Below are 17,519 nucleotides of genomic sequence, written 5' to 3'. Positions count from 1 at the left end.
GGCCCGCCGCTCGAGAGTTTTCGCCGTGAAACCATTGCCCCTCGTCAGTATTGTCATTCCTGCGTACAACCCCCGGTTCTTCGATCAGGCACTGCTCAGTGCCCTGGCCCAGACTTACGAGCAGATTGAAATCGTTGTTTGTGACGATTCGCCTGGCGATGAGATTCGCCGGATAGTCGATTCCTTCACTGAGCCGTCCCATCCGATCCGCTATCTGCGAAATCCGCAGCGACTGGGGCTTCAGGGCAACCTGTTGCGTTGTGTCGAAGAGGCCAGGGGCGAGTTCATCAAAGTGCTGTGCGACGATGATCGGCTGTTTGCGCCGAGCATTGCGATGCAGGCCCAGGTGCTGATCGATCACGCCGATGCCAGCGTGGTATTTGCCCTTCGCTTGTTGTGTGACGCTGGCAACTTCATCCTGCCGCCTCGCGTCGACAATTGCCGATTCTCGCCGAACGATGCCCTGCTCAAGGGCGATGACATGCTGGCGATTTTCGAGAGCACGCCGACTAATTTCGTTGGTAATTTCAGTTCCGCCCTGATGCGCCGGGCCGATGTGCTCGAGCTGCTGCCAGCGCTGGTCCAGGGCGGAGCCGGTTTCGTTGCCACCCTCGACTTTGCCTTGTTTGTCTGTCTGATGCGCCGCGGTAACCTGGCAGCGCTCAATACGGTTTTGAGTATCGAGCGCTTGTACCCTGAGCGTTTGAGCAAGACTGCTGAAATGCTCAAGGCTGCGAAAGTGGAGTGGCAATGGTTGGCGCAGATGCTCGCCGCACGCAACGGTGAAGCGGCTCCGGCCTCTGGCTGGGTGCGTTGCGTTGATCTGGACAAAGTCACCGATCAGCCTCACGCCTGGCAGGAATTATGTGTGACCCGCGTGCTGGGCAATCGCAATACGGTCGTCAATGGCCGGGTAGGTGCCCAGAGCGAGAGTTATGCCGAGTTCTACAGCGAGTGGCTGTCGATTCGTCGCTTCAGCGAGGTCGAGCAGCGTGTCATGCCTGCGCGCATCGACAGTTGGCCATTGCGTCCGAACATCGTGCCGATTGTCATCGACAGTGCCGGCGACGACGTGGCATTGGCGACCACGCTGCGCAGCATAGAGGGCCAGCTCTATCCGGCCCAGGCTGTCGTGGTGCTTTCCGACGCCCGTTGTGAGGTCAATGATCGGGTGTTGCAGTTGCCTTATCAGTCCGACTGGGCGCGGCAACTCAATGCCATCGTTGCGCAGTTGGAGGGCGCACATTGGTTCTATCTTCTGCGTGCTGGCGATACCCTCCGTGATTCAGCGTTGTTGATCCTGGCCGAACGCGTGGCGGGCAAGAGCGGAATTCTCTGCGCTTACAGCGACGAAGGCGCGCTGGTAAACGGCGAGTCCATCGAGCCGGTGTTCAAGCCTGATTTCAACCTCGACCTGATGCGCGCCTATCCCTACGTCGGTCGGGCCCTGGCCTTCGAGCGTGAACGCTTCATGACCCTGGGCGGGTTCGACCCGGCTCGCGGTGAGCTGGCGCCTCACGATCTGCTCTGGCGGCTGGTGGAAGAGGCCGGCCCGCAAACCATCGAACACATTGCCGAGATCCAGGTTGAATCCACACTGAGCTTCGCCCAGTGGTTGTCGTGGCCCGAGGTGATCGAGGGCAACGCTCCTATGGTCGGCGCTCACCTGGAGCGTATTGGCGCACCTCACGAGATTCGCCAGGATGTGTTGCCGCTGATCAATCGCATCGACTACCGCTACGGCACCCGTCCGTTGGTGTCGATCATCCTGCGCACGGGTGATTCACTGGCAGCCTTGCAGCGCTGCTGCGAAAGCCTGATCGAGCGCACTGCCTATACGCACTATGAAATCCTGATCGTGGACAGCGGCGTCCGGGATTCGGCCATGCTTAGCTGGCTCGAGGACATGGCGCAGCTGGGCGCGAGCATGCTGCGCGTGCTTCGCTACGCCGGTGACGACAATGACGCCTCGGTGCGTAACTTTGCCGCGAGCCAGGCCCGGGGCGACTACCTGTTGCTGCTGAGCCCGCAGATTGTCATTTGCGAAAGTGACTGGTTGGACGAGATGATCAACCATGCCCTGCGTCCGGAAGTCGCGGTGGTCGGCGCAAGGATACTCAGCCCCCAGGGCACGATTGTCGGTGGTGGGCAGATTCTCGGGTTGGCCGGGCCGGTGGGATCACCATTTTACGGTGAGTCCGCGACCTCTCGTGGCTACATGCAACGTCTGCATACGACCCAGAACTGGAGTTCGGTCAGCAGCGACTGCCTGATAGTGCGCAAGCAGGTGTTCGAGGAGCTGGGTTGTCTCGATGACGCGACGTTCACCCAGGGCCTCAGTGACGTCGATTTGTGCTTGCGTGCAGGTAAAGATGGCTACCTGGTGGTCTGGACACCCTACGCCAGCGTCATGCAAACGACCGGGCAATCGTCAGCCCAGCCGGAAGAAGTGTTGCAGGAGCGCGAACGCGAAGTTTTCTATCGCAAATGGTTGCCGCAGATTGCTCGTGACCCGGCTTACAGTCCTGCCTTGAGTCTTGGGGCTTCCAGTTTCAGTCTGGAACCGTCACTGCGCAATAACTGGAATCCGTTCTGCACCCGTGCATTGCCCTTGGTACTGGGACTGCCGGTCAACTCCACCGCGGTCGGCCACTATCGGGTCACCGCCCCGCTGGCCGAACTCGAAGCCAGCGGGCGGGTGATCGCCCGGGTGGCCTACGAGTCGCCTTCGACCGTGGAAATCGAGCGGCTGTCCCCGGATACCATCGTTTTGCAGGGGCGCTACAGCGAAGGCGCTGCCGGTGACATCCTGCGGATGAAGAAGTACTCCGGCGCCTTGCGGATTTTCGAGCTCGACGATTACGTCGTCAGTGCCCCCAAGAAAAATACTCACGCCCGTAACAAACCGGTCAACACCGAGCAGATGCTGCGCGAGGGAATTGGCTTGTGTGACCGGGTGGTGGTGACGACCCAGGCGCTGGCCGATGCCTTGTCGAGCATGCATAGCGAAATTCGGGTAGTGCCCAACATGCTGCCGCCCGAACCGTGGACCCGGTTGACCAGCCGGCGCGGAACATCTTCCAAGCCGCGGGTTGGCTGGGGCGGCGGGACCAGCCACAGCGGTGACCTGGAAATCATTGCCGACGTCGTCCGCGAACTGGCCAATGAGGTGGAGTGGGTGTTCTTCGGGATGTGCCCGGACGCGTTACGCCCCTACATTCATGAGTTCCACGGCTCCGTCGGGTTGCAGACTTACCCGTTCAAACTGGCCAGCCTGAACCTTGACCTGGCGCTGGCGCCGCTGGAGTTCCACATCTTCAACGACTGCAAGAGCAACCTGCGCTTGCTGGAATACGGCGCCTGCGGCTACCCGGTGATCTGCACCGACACCAAGGCCTACGACGGCTTCCTGCCGTGTACCAAGGTGCGCAGCAACAGTACCGAGGAATGGATCGCGGCAATCCGCATGCACCTGGCCGACCCTGACGCCAGCTACCGCATGGGCGATGAACTGCGCGAAGCGGTGCTTCGTGATTTCATGCTCAGCGGCGACAACTTGCAGCATTGGTTGTGGGGCTGGTTGCCGGACTGAGCATGAGCTGTTTGGGCCGGAAAGCCTGTGGCGAGGGGATAAAATTCCCTCGCCACTAAGATCAGTATTCAACCCTGTTTTGATTCAAATCCCCTCCGGCGAGCTGGCGCGTTTCCTGCAAGCCCCCCTCATATCGCCATAAAACGAGCGCTTGCGGCATTCCGCGGCGCCCGGATCGGCATCGAAGGTGTAATCCCCGCGCCCGCAGAGCGAAACAACGCTTGGCCGAGCCCGGTGATGAACAAGAGGGGAGACGATGAAGGCAGTTATCTTGGCAGGTGGTCTCGGCACGCGGATCAGCGAGGAGTCGCACCTCAAGCCAAAACCGATGATCGAAATCGGTGGCAAGCCAATTCTTTGGCACATCATGAAGCAGTATTCCGCTCATGGAATCCACGACTTCGTCATTTGCCTGGGCTACAAGGGCTACGCCATCAAGGACTTCTTCGCCAACTACTTCCTGCACACCTCCGATGTCACGTTCGACATGTGCAACAACCGCATGGACGTTCACCAGAACTACAGCGAGCCGTGGCGCGTGACCTTGATCGACACCGGTGAAGACACCATGACCGGCGGCCGGCTGCGGCGGGCGGCGCGTTATCTGGAAAACGAAGAGGCGTTTTGCTTTACCTATGGCGACGGCGTCTCGGACCTCAACATCGGTGCGCTGGTGGATTTTCACCTGGCGCACGGCAAGCTCGCCACGGTGACGGCAGTCCAGCCTCCTGGACGTTACGGTGCGCTGGAGCGTGACGGCGATAGCGTCCTGGGTTTCACCGAAAAACCTCGGGGTGACGGTGGCTGGATCAACGGTGGTTTTTTTGTCCTCTCGCCGAAGGTCCTGCCTTACATTGCTGACGATCAGACTTCCTGGGAGGCCGAGCCGCTGGCAGCGTTGGCAACGGAACAGCAACTGCAGGCGTTCCAGCACGACGGTTTCTGGCACCCGATGGACACCCTGCGCGATAAAAATCATCTTGAGGCCCTGTGGCAAAGCGGGGAGGCCCCATGGAAACAATGGGGTTGAGCCCGGAGTTCTGGCACGGCAAGCGGGTGCTGGTCACCGGCCACACCGGTTTCAAGGGCAGTTGGCTGGCGCTGTGGCTGCAAAGCCTGGGCGCTCGGGTCAGTGGTTTTTCCCTGGATCCGGCCACCGAACCCAACCTGTTCGAGCTGGCACGGGTAGGCGAGGGCATCGATGATCGGCGCGGTGATTTGCGCGACCTCGGCGCGTTGCTGGAAGTGCTCGCCGACGTGCAGCCGCAGATCGTCCTGCACCTGGCGGCTCAACCATTGGTACGCGAGGGTTATCGCGATCCGCTGGGCACTTATTCCAGTAACGTCATGGGCACCCTGAACCTGCTCGAAGCGGTCCGCCAGATCGGCGGCGTGCGTGCCTGTGTTCTGGTCACTACCGATAAGGTCTACGCCAATCAGGAATGGCTGTGGCCCTACCGCGAAAACGAAGCCCTGGGTGGCCATGATCCTTACAGCAGCAGTAAGGCCTGCTGCGAGTTGCTGGCGCAGTCTTATGCCGCCTCGTTTTTCTCCGCCGATCGTTACGCCGAACACGGCCTGGCCCTGGCCACGGCCCGGGCCGGTAATGTGCTGGGCGGCGGTGACTTCGCCCCTGAACGGCTGATCCCGGACGTGCTCAAGGCCTGGTCGGCGGACGAACCGGTGACGCTGCGTTATCCCCAGGCCGTACGCCCCTGGCAGCACGCCCTGGAGCCGCTGGCCGGTTACCTGCAATTGGCCGCGCGGCTCTATGAGCAAGGCCCGGAGTTTGCCGGTGCCTGGAACTTTGGCCCCGGCGAGGCCGACATGTGCAGCGTCGGCGAAGTCGTCCAGTTGCTCGCCGAACGCTGGCCGCTGGCGCCGGGCCTACGGATCGAACCGAGTGCTTTGCATGAAGCCGGCCTGTTGCGCCTGGACAGCAGCCGTGCCCGACAGTTGCTGGGTTGGCAACCGCGTTGGTCGCTGCAGCAGTGTCTTGCCCAGACTCTCGATTGGCATTTGGCGTGGCAGAACGGCGATGACATGCGTGCGATAACTCTGAATCAATTGAATCTCTACAGAGGTCGGTTATGACTGATTTCACCCTTCAGGCGTTGGCGCTGGAAGGCTTGTATCTGATCCGGCAAAAAGTCTTCTGCGATGATCGGGGCCGTTTTGCCCGATTGTTCTGTCAGTCCCGCCTCACGCTTCAGGGACGTCCATTCGCTATTCGCCAGATCAACCATTCACGTACGGTCGAAAAAGGTAGCGTTCGCGGTCTGCACTACCAAAAGCCCGGATATGCAGAGTCCAAGCTGATTACTTGCGTCCGGGGCGCGGTATGGGACGTGGTGGTCGACTTGCGGCCGCAATCCCCAACCTACCTGCAGTGGCATGCCGAGGAGCTGCAAGCCGATGACGGCCGCAGTTTGCTGATTCCTGCCGGTTTCGCTCATGGTTTCCAAGCCCTCACTGATGACGCTGAAGTGCTGTACCTGACCGATGCTGACTACGCTCCGGATCATGAAGCCGGCCTTTCGGTGATTGACCCTGCACTGTCTATACCCTGGCCGTTGCCGGTTAAAAACCTGTCGGCCAAAGACGCGAGTCATCCGTTGCTGGACAAAGACTTCAGTGGAGTTGAGCTGTAATGGGGCATTCCTCGACCGTACTGGTTACGGGAGCCACCGGCTTTGTCGGTCGGCATCTGGTCAGTGCTTTACTCGCTAAAGGCTTCAAGGTTCGAGCTTCTGGCCGAAACGTCGAAATCGCGCGTGCCATGCCATGGTTTGATGATGTGGAGTTCCGCACGGCAGACATCCACGCACCGGACCTGGACGTGGCCGCTCTGACTGACGGGGTCGAGGCCATCGCGCATCTGGCTTGGCCAGGCCTGCCGAACTATCAGGCGCTGTTCCATTTCGAGCGAACCTTGCCTTTGGACTACGCGTTTCTCAAGCGCGTGATCGAGGCTGGTGTCAGCCATGTGCTGGTCACCGGTACCTGTTTCGAATACGGGCTGCAAAGTGGCCCATTGAGCGAGACGGTGATCGCACAGCCTTGCACGCCGTATGGCCTGGCGAAACATACTTTGCACCGGTTCCTTGAAGCCTTGCAGCGCGAGCGCGCCTTTACGTTGCAGTGGGCACGCCTGTTTTATTTGCACGGCGAGGGACAGAACCCTAACAGTCTGTTGGCCAGTCTCGATCGGGCGATCAACGAAGGTGATGCGCAGTTCAACATGTCTGCGGGCGACCAGTTGCGCGATTACCTGGAAATCGGACAAGCCGCTTCTCAATTGGCCTCGCTGATTGCGCGGCGCGATGTCGATGGGGTGATCAACTGTTGCAGTGGTCATCCGGTGTCGGTGCGGGCTCTGGTTGAACAGCGAGTGCGTGAGCGCCAGTCGGCCATCGCCTTGAACCTGGGGCACTACGGGTACTCGGGGCATGAGCCCATGGCGTTTTGGGGTGATGCTCAGCGGATTTCGCAGCTCAGGAGAGAAGATCATGCAGCATGAACTGTATCGGGCGAGCGGACTGCCGATTCTGCAGAACCGCACATTTGCCACTGCCGAACAGGCTCAGGCGTCGGCCAGCGCGGATATCGTGCTGGTGCAGGACAGCCAGAGCGGTCTGATCTTCAATCAGGCATTCGACGCGAGCAAACTCAGTTATGACGTCGACTATCAAAACGAGCAGGCCCACTCAGTGCAGTTTCAACAGCACCTGAATGACGTCGAAGCGATCCTGGCGCGACATTTCAAAGACAAAAGCCTGATTGAAGTTGGCTGCGGCAAAGGTTATTTCCTCGAGATGCTGCGAGGCATGGGCTACGCCATCACCGGGATCGATCCTTCCTATGAAGGTGACAACCCTGATGTGATCAAGGCTCCCTTCAGTCGGGAGTTGGGGATGGCGGCTGATGCCATTGTGTTGCGCCATGTGCTGGAGCACATCAGCAATCCGGTCGGTTTTCTGGCTGAAATCGCCGCTGCCAACCAGGGCGGACAGATTTATATCGAAGTTCCGTGTTTCGACTGGATTGTCGAGCACAGCGCCTGGTTCGATGTGTTCTACGAACACGTGAATTACTTTCGCCTCGCCGATTTGCGCGCAATGTTCGGGACGGTGCACGAGGCGGGTCATTTATTCGGCGGCCAATACCTTTACATCGTTGCGGATCTTTCCACTTTGCGCAGCACACCCGCCGAGGCACCACAGCCGCTGATGCTGCCTGAAAACTTCACCGCCAGCCTCGACCGTGCCGTGCAGATCATCCGGGGCGCGCCTGAGCAAGGTTCGGCGATCTGGGGCGCGTCCTCCAAAGGCGTGATCTATTCATTAGCGCTGCAACGTGCAGGTGTGGCAGTGGATCGCGTGGTGGATATCAATCCAACCAAGCAGGGGCGCTACTTGCCTCTGAGTGGTGTGCGAGTGTCCTCCCCCCAGGAGGCGATGGACACCTTGCCTGAAGGCGCCAATCTGTTTGTGATGAATTCCAATTACTTCGAAGAGATCAAGCGGATGACCGGTGGGCGATACGTCTATCACGCCGTTGACAGCGCTTCGTTCCAATAACCGCGAGATTCGAACATGACCGACAATACTCTTCATAAAACTTTCGAAGCCCAATGCCAGGCTGAAATCTCAGCTCAAGGCCAAGACGAGAAAGTCGTTGCGCTGGCCAAGGAGTTCTTCAACGAATCGGCCCGCCACAAGTACAGCTACCATTTTTCCTGGATGGGCCGGCCGATCATCCAGTTGCCGCAGGACATGATGGCCATGCAGGAACTGATCTGGCAGATCAAGCCTGACCTGATCATCGAGTGCGGCATCGCCCACGGCGGTTCGATCATCTACTACGCCTCGTTGCTGGAACTGCAAGGCCACGGTGAAGTGCTGGGCATCGACCTGGATATCCGCCCGCATAACCGTGAAGCCATCGAAAACCACCCGATGAGCAAACGCATCTCGATGATCGAGGGTTCGAGCATCGATGCGGCTATCGCCGAGCAGGTCCATGCAGCGGCCAAAGGCAAGAAAGTCATCCTGGTGCTCGATTCCAACCACACCCACGACCATGTGCTCGAAGAACTGCGTCTGTACGCGCCGCTGGTTTCGGTAGGCAGCTATTGCGTGGTGATGGACACGGTGGTCGAGGACATGCCGGCGGACTTTTTCCCGGATCGTCCATGGGGCCCGGGCGACAACCCGAAAACCGCGGTGTGGAAATACCTCGAGGAAAATGGCGATTTCGAAATTGACCGGCAGTTGCAGAACAAGCTGCTGATCACCGTTGCACCGGATGGCTATCTGCGCCGGGTTCGTTAATTCATCCGTATCAAATCATTGGCGTCTGGCAGGTTGTGGGGACAGGAAATATGCAGGTTCGAAACAATGCTCAAAGCAACGTGGCACCGCTGAACGAGCGGTTCACAGTGGTGGTGATCTCCCACAACCGCAGTGCTTTCCTGCGCCGGACATTGCATTACTACAGCGGCTATCCGTGTTCGGTGCTGGTGCTCGATTCATCGGTCGAGCGCGATGAGCAAATTGCCCGGGACTTTCCCTCGGTCGATTACCGGCACTTGCCTCAGTTCACTTACAAGGGGCTGCAAGACAAGCTGGTGTACGGCGTCAATCAGGTCACGACGCCCTACATGGTGTTCGCCGCCGATGACGATTTCCTGCTGCACGATGCCTTGACCGAATCGGTGGAGTTCCTCGAAGCCAATCCTGACTATGGCCTGTGCCATGGCTACGGGATCATGTATTTGTCCTGCGCCACAGAAGTCTGCTACTTCCGTCGTGATCGCAAGGTGCATGAGGACTACAACAGCGAACTGGCCGAGGACCGTGTGATCCGTTTCATGGATCAGTTCCTTCCGCCGTTCTACGCCGTGACCCGCACCGACCTGCTGCAGCAGTGGTACGGCATGCTGCCGCCAGGCACCAGTTTCGAATGGCAGGAAATCGGTCATACCTTTTACTTGTTGGCGTGCGCCAAGGCGCGGATCTTGCCGATTCCGTTCGCCGTGCGCGAACTCAACTACGGCGGTTCCGAACACAACACCAATGTGTTGACCGTGCTCACCTTCAAGGATGCCAAAAGCGTTGCCGAGCGTGAACAGTTCGCCGAGTTCCTGGCATCCGTGCCTACCCAGCTTACCGAGCAGGCTCCGGAGCGTATCAAACAGATTGCTTTGGACAGTTTTGCGGCCATGGCTGACTGCTTGCAGCAGGGGCGCTCACTCAAAGGTACACAGATCATTCGTTCGGCCTGGCTGGAAGCAGGGGGCGAGCCGATACGTTCGTTTGGCCCACAGCAGTTTGTCGAAATGCCATTTTATAATCAGAGGGTTTTCGATCTGCTGACCCAGTTTGAATTCCTGCTGCATGCAATGCCGGCCGGTCGCCTTCAGCTTCAGCAACTGGAAGGCATCCTGCTGCGCCAGTACGAATTGATGCAGGTGCAACCCAACGACAACGAACGCACGATACGCAGCCGCTTGTGGGAAGCCCAAGGTCTTTATGCGTTCAACCGTACCGTGGTCAAGCGCCTGGCCGAGTCGTTGAAGAACAGCGACGAGCCTGAAGAGGCGGTGAAATTGCAGGCCTGGCTCGAGCGTCTGGACTCGGTGCCGGGGCAGCAGGATCGCCGGTTACTGGAGAACATGCACTCCGGCCGCTTGTTGAGCTGGCTTGAAGCACGTAACCCTGATGAACAGCAACTCAAGTCCATCGCCGCCCACCTGGCCGAACATCAGGGCGGGCCGCGGTTTGGCATCCTGTTGCTGGATCTGGACGCTGACATGTTCAAGTTGCAGGCTACCTTCGACAGCCTGGTCAATGGCCATTGCAAAGCATTCAACGTCGTGGTGTTCACCACGGGTGACTTGCCGGCGACCACCACCGCGCGTGACACCGTGCACTTCGTCAAAGTCAGCACCACCAATTACGTCGAGCGCATCAATCAGATCGTCGGGCAATCCACCGCCGACTGGCTGTTGCTGGCCGAAGCCGGTGACCAGTTCACCCAAAGCGGCCTGCTGCGCGCCAGCCTCGAACTGATCGGTGCCGAGGGCGTGCGCGCGGTGGCCATGGATGAAATCCAGCGCAAGGCCGATGGCGGCCTCACCGACGTATTCCGTCCGGGGGTCAACCTTGATCTGTTGCAATCGGTGCCTTCGTTGATGGCGCGGCACTGGCTGATTCGCCGTGAAGTGCTGACCCAAGTCGGTGGTTTTACCGCGCAATACACCCAGGCCCTGGAACTGGACCTGCTGTTGCGTCTGATCGAGGACGAAGGGCTCAGTGGCCTGGCGCATCTGGCCGAGCCGTTGTTGATCTGCAACGCCCCGACGCAGGAAGAAAACCCTCAAGAGCGTCAGGTGTTGACCCGTCACTTGACTGCCCGGGGTTATCGCGCCCAGGTCACTACGGCCCAGCCGCTGACCTACCAGATCGATTACCAGCACGCCGAACGGCCGCTGGTGTCGATCATCCTTGAGAGCCGCGACAACTTCGAACACATCCAACAGGCGTTGGTCAGCGTGCTGCAGCGTACCCGCTACCATCGTCATGAAATCGTGATTGCCGACAATCACAGCCAATCCGAAGACCTGATCCAGTGGCTGGATAGCCTGGAAGGCAAGGGCGACCGGATTAGCATCCTGCGCAGCGACCGGCGCTTGAGTACTTCGGCGTTGTACAACTGGGCCAGCGGCCAGGCCAAAGGTGACTATCTGGTGCTGCTGTCGGCCCAGGTGCAAGTGATCAATGCCAACTGGCTCGACAGTCTGCTCAACCAGGCCCAGCGGCCTGAAGTGGGGATCGTCGGCAGCAAACAGATGGACATCCGCGGTGTCACCACCCAGGCCGGTCTGGTGCTTAAACCCGACGGCCAGGTGGGCTCGGTGTTTGTTGGCGAACGCAAGGACGCCAAGGGCTACCTCAACGGTCATCAGGTGGAGCAGAGCTACTCGGCGGTGTCGGGCGCTTGCCTGATGATCCGCAAGGAGCTGTTCGAAGCCGTGGACGGCCTGGACGAGGAGCACTTCGCTGACGCGTTAGCCGATGTCGATCTGTGCCTGAAAGCGGCCGATGCGGGTTATCTCACCGTCTGGACCCCTCAGGCCCAGATGCTGCACCCCGGCACATTCGCCCAAGCGCCACAGGCTGCCGGCGCTCTGCAGGACAAATGGCAGGCGCGCTTTGAACACGATCCGGCCCGTAACCCCAATTTGGCCTTGACCGGCACCGGCTTTGCGCTGGGCACTGCTACGGCTGTCGATTGGTCGCGGTTGCTCGCATAAGCCTGCCAGGCAAAAGGAATCAGGTATGTTCAACGGCAAATCGATTTTCATCTCAGGCGGCACCGGTTCGTTCGGGCGCAATTTCATCCGCCGGTTGCTGGAGCAGTACCAGCCCAAGCGTGTGGTGGTGTTTTCTCGCGACGAACTCAAGCAGTACGAGATGCAACAAACCTTCAATGCCCCGTGCATGCGTTATTTCCTGGGGGACGTGCGTGACGCCGACCGTTTGCGCCAGGCTATGCGCGGGATTGACTACGTGGTGCACGCGGCCGCCCTCAAACAGGTGCCGGCGGCGGAATACAATCCCACCGAATGCATTCGCACCAACGTCAATGGCGCCGAGAACATCATTGCGGCGGCCATTGATAACGGTGTGAAAAAAGTCGTTGCGCTGTCCACCGACAAAGCGGCCAGTCCAATCAACCTGTATGGCGCGACCAAGTTGCTGTCGGACAAACTGTTCGTGGCGGCCAACAATATCGCGGGTGAGCAGCAGACCCGGTTTGCCGTGGTGCGCTATGGCAATGTCGCCGGTTCGCGAGGCTCGGTGGTGCCGTTCTTCAGCAAGTTGATCGCAGAGGGTGCGACGCAGCTGCCGATCACCGATGAACGCATGACCCGCTTCTGGATCACCCTCGACCACGGCGTGCAGTTTGTGCTCGACAGCTTTGCCCGCATGCACGGCGGTGAAGTATTCGTGCCAAAGATTCCGTCGATTCGTATCGTCGATCTGGCGTTGGGCATGGCTGGGCATTTGCCTCACAAGAACGTTGGAATTCGTCCTGGCGAAAAACTCCATGAGCTAATGGTGCCGCTCGATGACGCGCGCATGACCATCGAGTTTGCCGATCACTACACCATCCAGCCGTCGATTCGCTTCACCAGCGTGGATGTGGATTTCGCGCTGGACAATCTGGGGGAGTGCGGCAAGCCGGTGGCGGAGGACTTTGAATATCGCTCCGACACCAATCCGCACTTTTTGTCGGTTGATCAGATTGCCGACCTTCATGCCCGGTTGCCGACATGATTCCCTACGGGCGGCAAAGCCTCGATCAAGCTGACATCGATGCGGTGGTCGCGGTATTGCGCTCCGATTGGCTGACCCAGGGGCCGGCGCTTGAGCGTTTCGAACAGGCCATGGCCCTTCGTTGCCAGGCCGATCACGCCGTGGCGGTGTGCAATGCGACCGCCGCGCTGCACATTGCCTGCGTGGCGGCGGGGCTGGGGCCAGGTGATTGTTTATGGACCACCCCCAATACGTTCTTGGCCTCGGCCAACTGCGGGCGTTATTGCGGTGCGCAGGTCGATTTTGTCGATATCGATCTGCTGACCTGGAATCTCGATGCCGATGCCCTTACCACAAAGCTTGAAGAGGCCGAGCGCGATGGAACGCTGCCCAAGGTGTTGGTGGCGGTGGCGTTCTCGGGGCAAAGCTGTGACATGCGTAGAATCGGCCAGCTATCGGAGCGATACGGCTTCACAGTGATCGAGGATGCTTCCCATGCAGTGGGGGCGTCTTATGCGGGCCGGCCGGTGGGCTGTGGTGAATTCGCGGACATGACGGTGTTCAGTTTCCACCCGGTGAAAATCATCACCAGCGCCGAAGGCGGCATGGTCCTGACCAATCGCCCGGACCTGGCACAGCGCCTGCAACGCCTGCGCAGCCATGGAATGACCCGCGAGGTCGGCCAAATGACCGAGCCCAGCCATGGACCGTGGTATTACCAGCAAGTCGAGTTGGGTTTCAATTACCGCATGACAGATCTGCAGGCCGCGCTGGGACTCTCGCAGTTGAACAAGCTGGACGGGTTCATCGCACGGCGCCGTGAGCTGGCAGCGCGATACCATCGTTTGCTGGGCGGTTTGCCATTGACCTTGCCCGGCTTACAGCCCGAGGCGGAGTCGGCCTGGCATTTGTATGTGGTGCGCCTGCAACTCGATGGCATCACCCTGAGCCACCTTCAGGTATTCGAGGGCTTGCGTGCGGCCGGGATTGGCGTAAACCTGCATTACATTCCAGTTCATTTGCAACCGTATTACCGTGACCTGGGATTCGCCACAGGTGATTTTCCCCAGGCCGAACGTTATTACAGCGAAGCCATCAGCTTGCCCATGTTTCCTTCCCTCAGTGATGAACAGCAGGACTATGTGGTCGAGCAGCTGCGCCGATTGCTTGAGGAGTAACGAGGTGAACGCCATCGCGATCATTCCCGCCCGGGGCGGCAGCAAGCGGATTGCACGCAAAAACCTGAAGCTGTTCGCTGGCGTACCCATCATTGTCCACTCGATTCGCACGGCTCTGGCCTCGGGGCTGTTCGCTGAGGTGATTGTCAGCACCGATGACGAAGAAATCGCCGAGCTGGCGCAGGTTCATGGCGCGCGGGTACCGTTCATGCGTCCGGCCGCGCTGGCTGATGATTTCACCGGAACGGCAGCGGTGATTGCCCATGCGGTGGGCGAGTTGCGCGAGCGGTCGTTCGATTTCGCCTGTTGTATTTATGCCACTGCGCCGCTGTTGCAGGCGCGGTTCCTGTGTGAGGGATTTGAGTTGTTGCGCGAGCACCCTGACAAGTCGTTCGCGTTTTCAGTGACCGGTTTTGGTTTTCCCGTCCAACGGGCCTTGACCCTGGATGAGCAGGGCGCGCTGACCCCGCTTTATCCGCAGTTTCGCGACACTCGCTCTCAGGACCTGCCGGAAGCTTTCCAGGATGCCGGCCAGTTTTATTGGGGGCGTCGGGAGGCCTGGTTGCGGGGGGACGTGCTGTTTTCCCCCAACAGCCTGCCGGTGATTCTGCCCCGCCATCTGGTGCAGGACATCGATACCCCTGAAGACTGGAAGCGGGCCGAATACCTCTACGCCGCCTTGAAAGCAGGCGGGGAACTGCAATGAGGGTGCTGATTCGCGCGGACGCCTCGCCAACCATTGGCAGCGGGCACATTGCTCGCTGTCTGACGCTGGCTCGCGTGTTGCGTGGGCAGGGAGCGCACGTCGCGTTTGCCTGTCGCTCGCTGTCAGGGCATCGATTACAGGCACTAGAAACCGAGGGCTTCGAAACATTTGCCTTGCCGGATCTTTATCCCGGCGAGGACCCGCTGCAGGCGATCGAGTCGTTGCTGCCCTGGCAGGCGGATATCACTGCGTTGGAACAGGCCTTGCGCGCTCAGCAGCGTTTCGACTGGATCATCGTCGACCATTATGGCCTGGACCATCATTGGCAAACCGCCGCACGGCGCTTTGCGCCCCGGATCATGGCCCTGGACGACCTGGCAACACGTGCCTATAGCGTCGATCTACTGCTCAATCAGAACCTGTCCGGCACCCGGGCCGCGTACGCAGGGCTATTACCCGAGCACTGCCAGACGCTGCTCGGGCCGCGGTACGCGTTGTTGCGTGATGAGTTTTGTGGTCGGGCGATTGAGCCAAAACCCAAGGTCAGACGGGTACTGGTTAACTTCGGCGGGTTTGATGCCGCGATGCAAACCCATCACGCCATGCAAGCGCTGGCGGATTTTGATGATCTTGACGTCGATTTTGTCGCCGGTGCCGACAACCCGGCCTGGGCTCAGATGCAGGCGATAGTGGCGACTCGGCCGCGCTGGCGGTTGCACAGTTTCGTGCGCAACTTTCATCAGCTCATGTTCGAGGCGGACCTGTTCGTCGGCGCCGGTGGAGGTACCAGTTGGGAACGCGCCGCGATGGGCCTGCCTACGATTTGCATTGCGGTGTCGAACAATCAGCAGGCCAATGGCGAGGTTATGGCGACGTTCGGCGCACACGTTTATCTCGGACCTCGGGAGACGGTCAGCATCGAGCAGTTGCGCCAAGCCATCGGGTTCGTTGCGGACAATCACGGCATGCGCTGTAGTTTGGCCCAGCGCTCACGGCAATTGGTCGATGGCTTGGGCGCAAAAAGGGTCGCAGCGACGCTGGCCGGTGCTTTGCTGCGGATTCGCCCGGCCACGCAAGCCGACGCCCGGCTGCTTTTTGACGGACGTAACGCCGAGGCCGTGCGCCGCGTATCGCTGGATACGTCGATCATTGACTGGGACGGCCATTGCCAATGGCTGCAAGCAAGCTTGGTGAACGCACAGCGCCTGTTGCTGATCGGTGAAACCACGGACGGGCCCGTGGGCGCGTTACGTTATGACTTGCAAGGCACCGAGGCGCTGGTGTCGATTTATCTGTTCGAAAGTCGCCTGGGGCTGGGGTGGGGCAGGGCGCTGCTGGCCCATGGCGAAGCCTTTGCCAGCGCCCATTGGCCTCAACTGCGGACTCTCACCGCGCAAATACTGCCCGGTAATCAAGCATCCCTGAACCTGTTTCGGCAGGCCGGTTTTATTCAAAGTACCTGCGTGTTTACGCGTGTATTGAAGGATCACCCCCATGAGTAGTTTCAAGATCGGCCACCGCAGCATCGGGTCGCAGGTGCCACCGTTCATCATTGCCGAGATGAGCGGCAACCATAACCAGTCCTTGGACGTGGCGTTGCAGATCGTCGAGGCCGCCGCCCGGGCCGGTGCCCACGCCTTGAAGCTTCAAACCTACACCGCCGATACCATGACGCTGGATTTGAGCGAAGGTGAGTTCTTCATCAAGGACCCCAACAGCTTGTGGGCCGGGACCTCGCTTTATGACTTGTACGAAAAGGCTCATACACCGTGGGAATGGCATGCGCCGATTTTCGCCCGGGCCAAGGCGCTGGGCATGCTGGCGTTCTCGACGCCGTTTGACGAGACAGCCGTGGATTTCCTCGAGAGTCTGGAGGTGCCGGCCTACAAGATCGCCAGTTTCGAAAACACGGACCTGCCGCTGATCCGTCGGGTCGCCGCCACCGGCAAGCCGTTGATCATTTCCACCGGCATGGCCAGCATCGCAGAACTCGACGAAACCGTGCGTGCCGCCCGCCAAGCCGGCTGCAAGGATCTGGTGCTGCTCAAATGCACCAGCACCTATCCGGCCACGCCGGCCAACAGCAACGTGCGCACCATTGCTCATTTGCGAGAATTGTTCGGCTGTGAGGTGGGCTTGTCGGACCATTCCATGGGCGTCGGGGTGTCTGTCGCCGCCGTGGCGTTGGGCGCCACCGTGGTGGAAAAACATTTCACTCTTGACCGCGCCGCCGGCGGAGTGGACGCCAGTTTCTCGCTGGAACCGGCGGAACTGGCGGCGCTGGTGATCGAAACCGAGCGCGCCTGGCAGGCGCTTGGGCAGGTGCACTATGGCGTGACGGAGGCTGAGCGCAAGTCGCTGGTCTATCGTCGTTCGCTGTACGTGACGCAAGACATGAACCCTGGTGATGCGTTTACACCGCAGAACCTGCGGGCCATCCGCCCGGGTCTGGGACTGGCTCCCAAGCATGCGGACGCCGTGATGGGCCGGCACGCGCGCCAGGCGATCGCGCGGGGTACTCCCCTGGGTTGGGCACTGGTTGAATAGCTTTGTGATCGAGCTAATCAGTAAAATCGCGTGACCTGTGAGTCATAACGCGCATCTTCACTGTATTGTATTGACCGGGAAGATGGCGCCTGGCCCTTATCAGGCCCAGTGATAGCCCTTTACACTTCCCGTTTGTCGGCGCCCCTCGAATCCTTGCGAGCGGTGGTATTGGG

General features: G+C 59.8%; 13 protein-coding genes. All 13 read left to right on the top strand.

The window, feature by feature from the left end:
- The first annotated feature begins 25 nt into the window (after positions 1–25).
- The 13 genes from HQ912_RS20255 (at position 26) to pseI (ending at position 17,346) form a co-directional block, all read left to right on the top strand.
- Complete coding sequence (locus HQ912_RS20255; RefSeq protein ID WP_107322121.1) at positions 26–3,592, top strand: glycosyltransferase; 3,567 nt, start codon at positions 26–28, stop codon at positions 3,590–3,592.
- Between the two features lie 256 nt (positions 3,593–3,848).
- The gene (gene rfbF / locus HQ912_RS20250; protein WP_076385852.1) at positions 3,849–4,622 is read left to right on the top strand and encodes a glucose-1-phosphate cytidylyltransferase; all 774 of its coding nucleotides are present in this window, start codon (positions 3,849–3,851) and stop codon (positions 4,620–4,622) included.
- Positions 4,604–5,686: a CDP-glucose 4,6-dehydratase gene (rfbG, locus tag HQ912_RS20245; RefSeq protein ID WP_107322122.1), complete on the top strand. Its 1,083-nt coding sequence runs from the start codon at positions 4,604–4,606 to the stop codon at positions 5,684–5,686. Before rfbF ends, rfbG begins: the two co-directional genes overlap by 19 nt.
- On the top strand, positions 5,683–6,243 hold the full coding sequence (rfbC, locus tag HQ912_RS20240; protein WP_173407222.1) for a dTDP-4-dehydrorhamnose 3,5-epimerase: 561 nt from the start codon (positions 5,683–5,685) through the stop codon (positions 6,241–6,243). The genes rfbG and rfbC overlap by 4 nt, the downstream gene beginning before the upstream one ends.
- Positions 6,243–7,112, top strand: a complete 870-nt coding sequence (locus HQ912_RS20235) for an NAD-dependent epimerase/dehydratase family protein (protein ID WP_173407221.1) — start codon at positions 6,243–6,245, stop codon at positions 7,110–7,112. The genes rfbC and HQ912_RS20235 overlap by 1 nt, the downstream gene beginning before the upstream one ends.
- The gene (locus HQ912_RS20230) at positions 7,102–8,172 is read left to right on the top strand and encodes a class I SAM-dependent methyltransferase (protein WP_173407220.1); all 1,071 of its coding nucleotides are present in this window, start codon (positions 7,102–7,104) and stop codon (positions 8,170–8,172) included. The genes HQ912_RS20235 and HQ912_RS20230 overlap by 11 nt, the downstream gene beginning before the upstream one ends.
- Before the next feature lie 15 nt (positions 8,173–8,187).
- Complete coding sequence (locus tag HQ912_RS20225) at positions 8,188–8,925, top strand: cephalosporin hydroxylase family protein (RefSeq protein WP_047226228.1); 738 nt, start codon at positions 8,188–8,190, stop codon at positions 8,923–8,925.
- 50 nt (positions 8,926–8,975) lie between these two features.
- On the top strand, positions 8,976–11,909 hold the full coding sequence (locus tag HQ912_RS20220) for a TIGR00180 family glycosyltransferase (RefSeq protein WP_173407219.1): 2,934 nt from the start codon (positions 8,976–8,978) through the stop codon (positions 11,907–11,909).
- 25 nt (positions 11,910–11,934) lie between these two features.
- Positions 11,935–12,936 (top strand): UDP-N-acetylglucosamine 4,6-dehydratase (inverting), encoded by a 1,002-nt coding sequence (gene pseB / locus HQ912_RS20215; RefSeq protein WP_173407218.1) that lies wholly within the window; start codon positions 11,935–11,937, stop codon positions 12,934–12,936.
- Entirely contained in the window at positions 12,933–14,093 is a 1,161-nt protein-coding gene (pseC, locus tag HQ912_RS20210; RefSeq protein WP_107322126.1) for a UDP-4-amino-4,6-dideoxy-N-acetyl-beta-L-altrosamine transaminase, read from the top strand. The genes pseB and pseC overlap by 4 nt, the downstream gene beginning before the upstream one ends.
- Positions 14,094–14,097: 4 nt before the next feature.
- Entirely contained in the window at positions 14,098–14,799 is a 702-nt protein-coding gene (pseF, locus tag HQ912_RS20205; RefSeq protein WP_047226232.1) for a pseudaminic acid cytidylyltransferase, read from the top strand.
- Complete coding sequence (gene pseG, locus HQ912_RS20200) at positions 14,796–16,301, top strand: UDP-2,4-diacetamido-2,4,6-trideoxy-beta-L-altropyranose hydrolase (protein ID WP_173407217.1); 1,506 nt, start codon at positions 14,796–14,798, stop codon at positions 16,299–16,301. Before pseF ends, pseG begins: the two co-directional genes overlap by 4 nt.
- Positions 16,294–17,346 carry a pseudaminic acid synthase gene (gene pseI, locus HQ912_RS20195; RefSeq protein WP_173407216.1) on the top strand — a complete coding sequence of 351 codons (1,053 nt, stop codon included), beginning with the start codon at positions 16,294–16,296 and terminating at the stop codon, positions 17,344–17,346. The genes pseG and pseI overlap by 8 nt, the downstream gene beginning before the upstream one ends.
- Positions 17,347–17,519: the final 173 nt, after the last annotated feature.

This window comes from Pseudomonas sp. MPDS (assembly GCF_013283895.1).
Lineage (GTDB): Bacteria > Pseudomonadota > Gammaproteobacteria > Pseudomonadales > Pseudomonadaceae > Aquipseudomonas > Aquipseudomonas rhizophila.
Note: the sequence above shows the minus strand (reverse complement) of the source record. Positions and strands in the feature narration are given on the sequence as shown.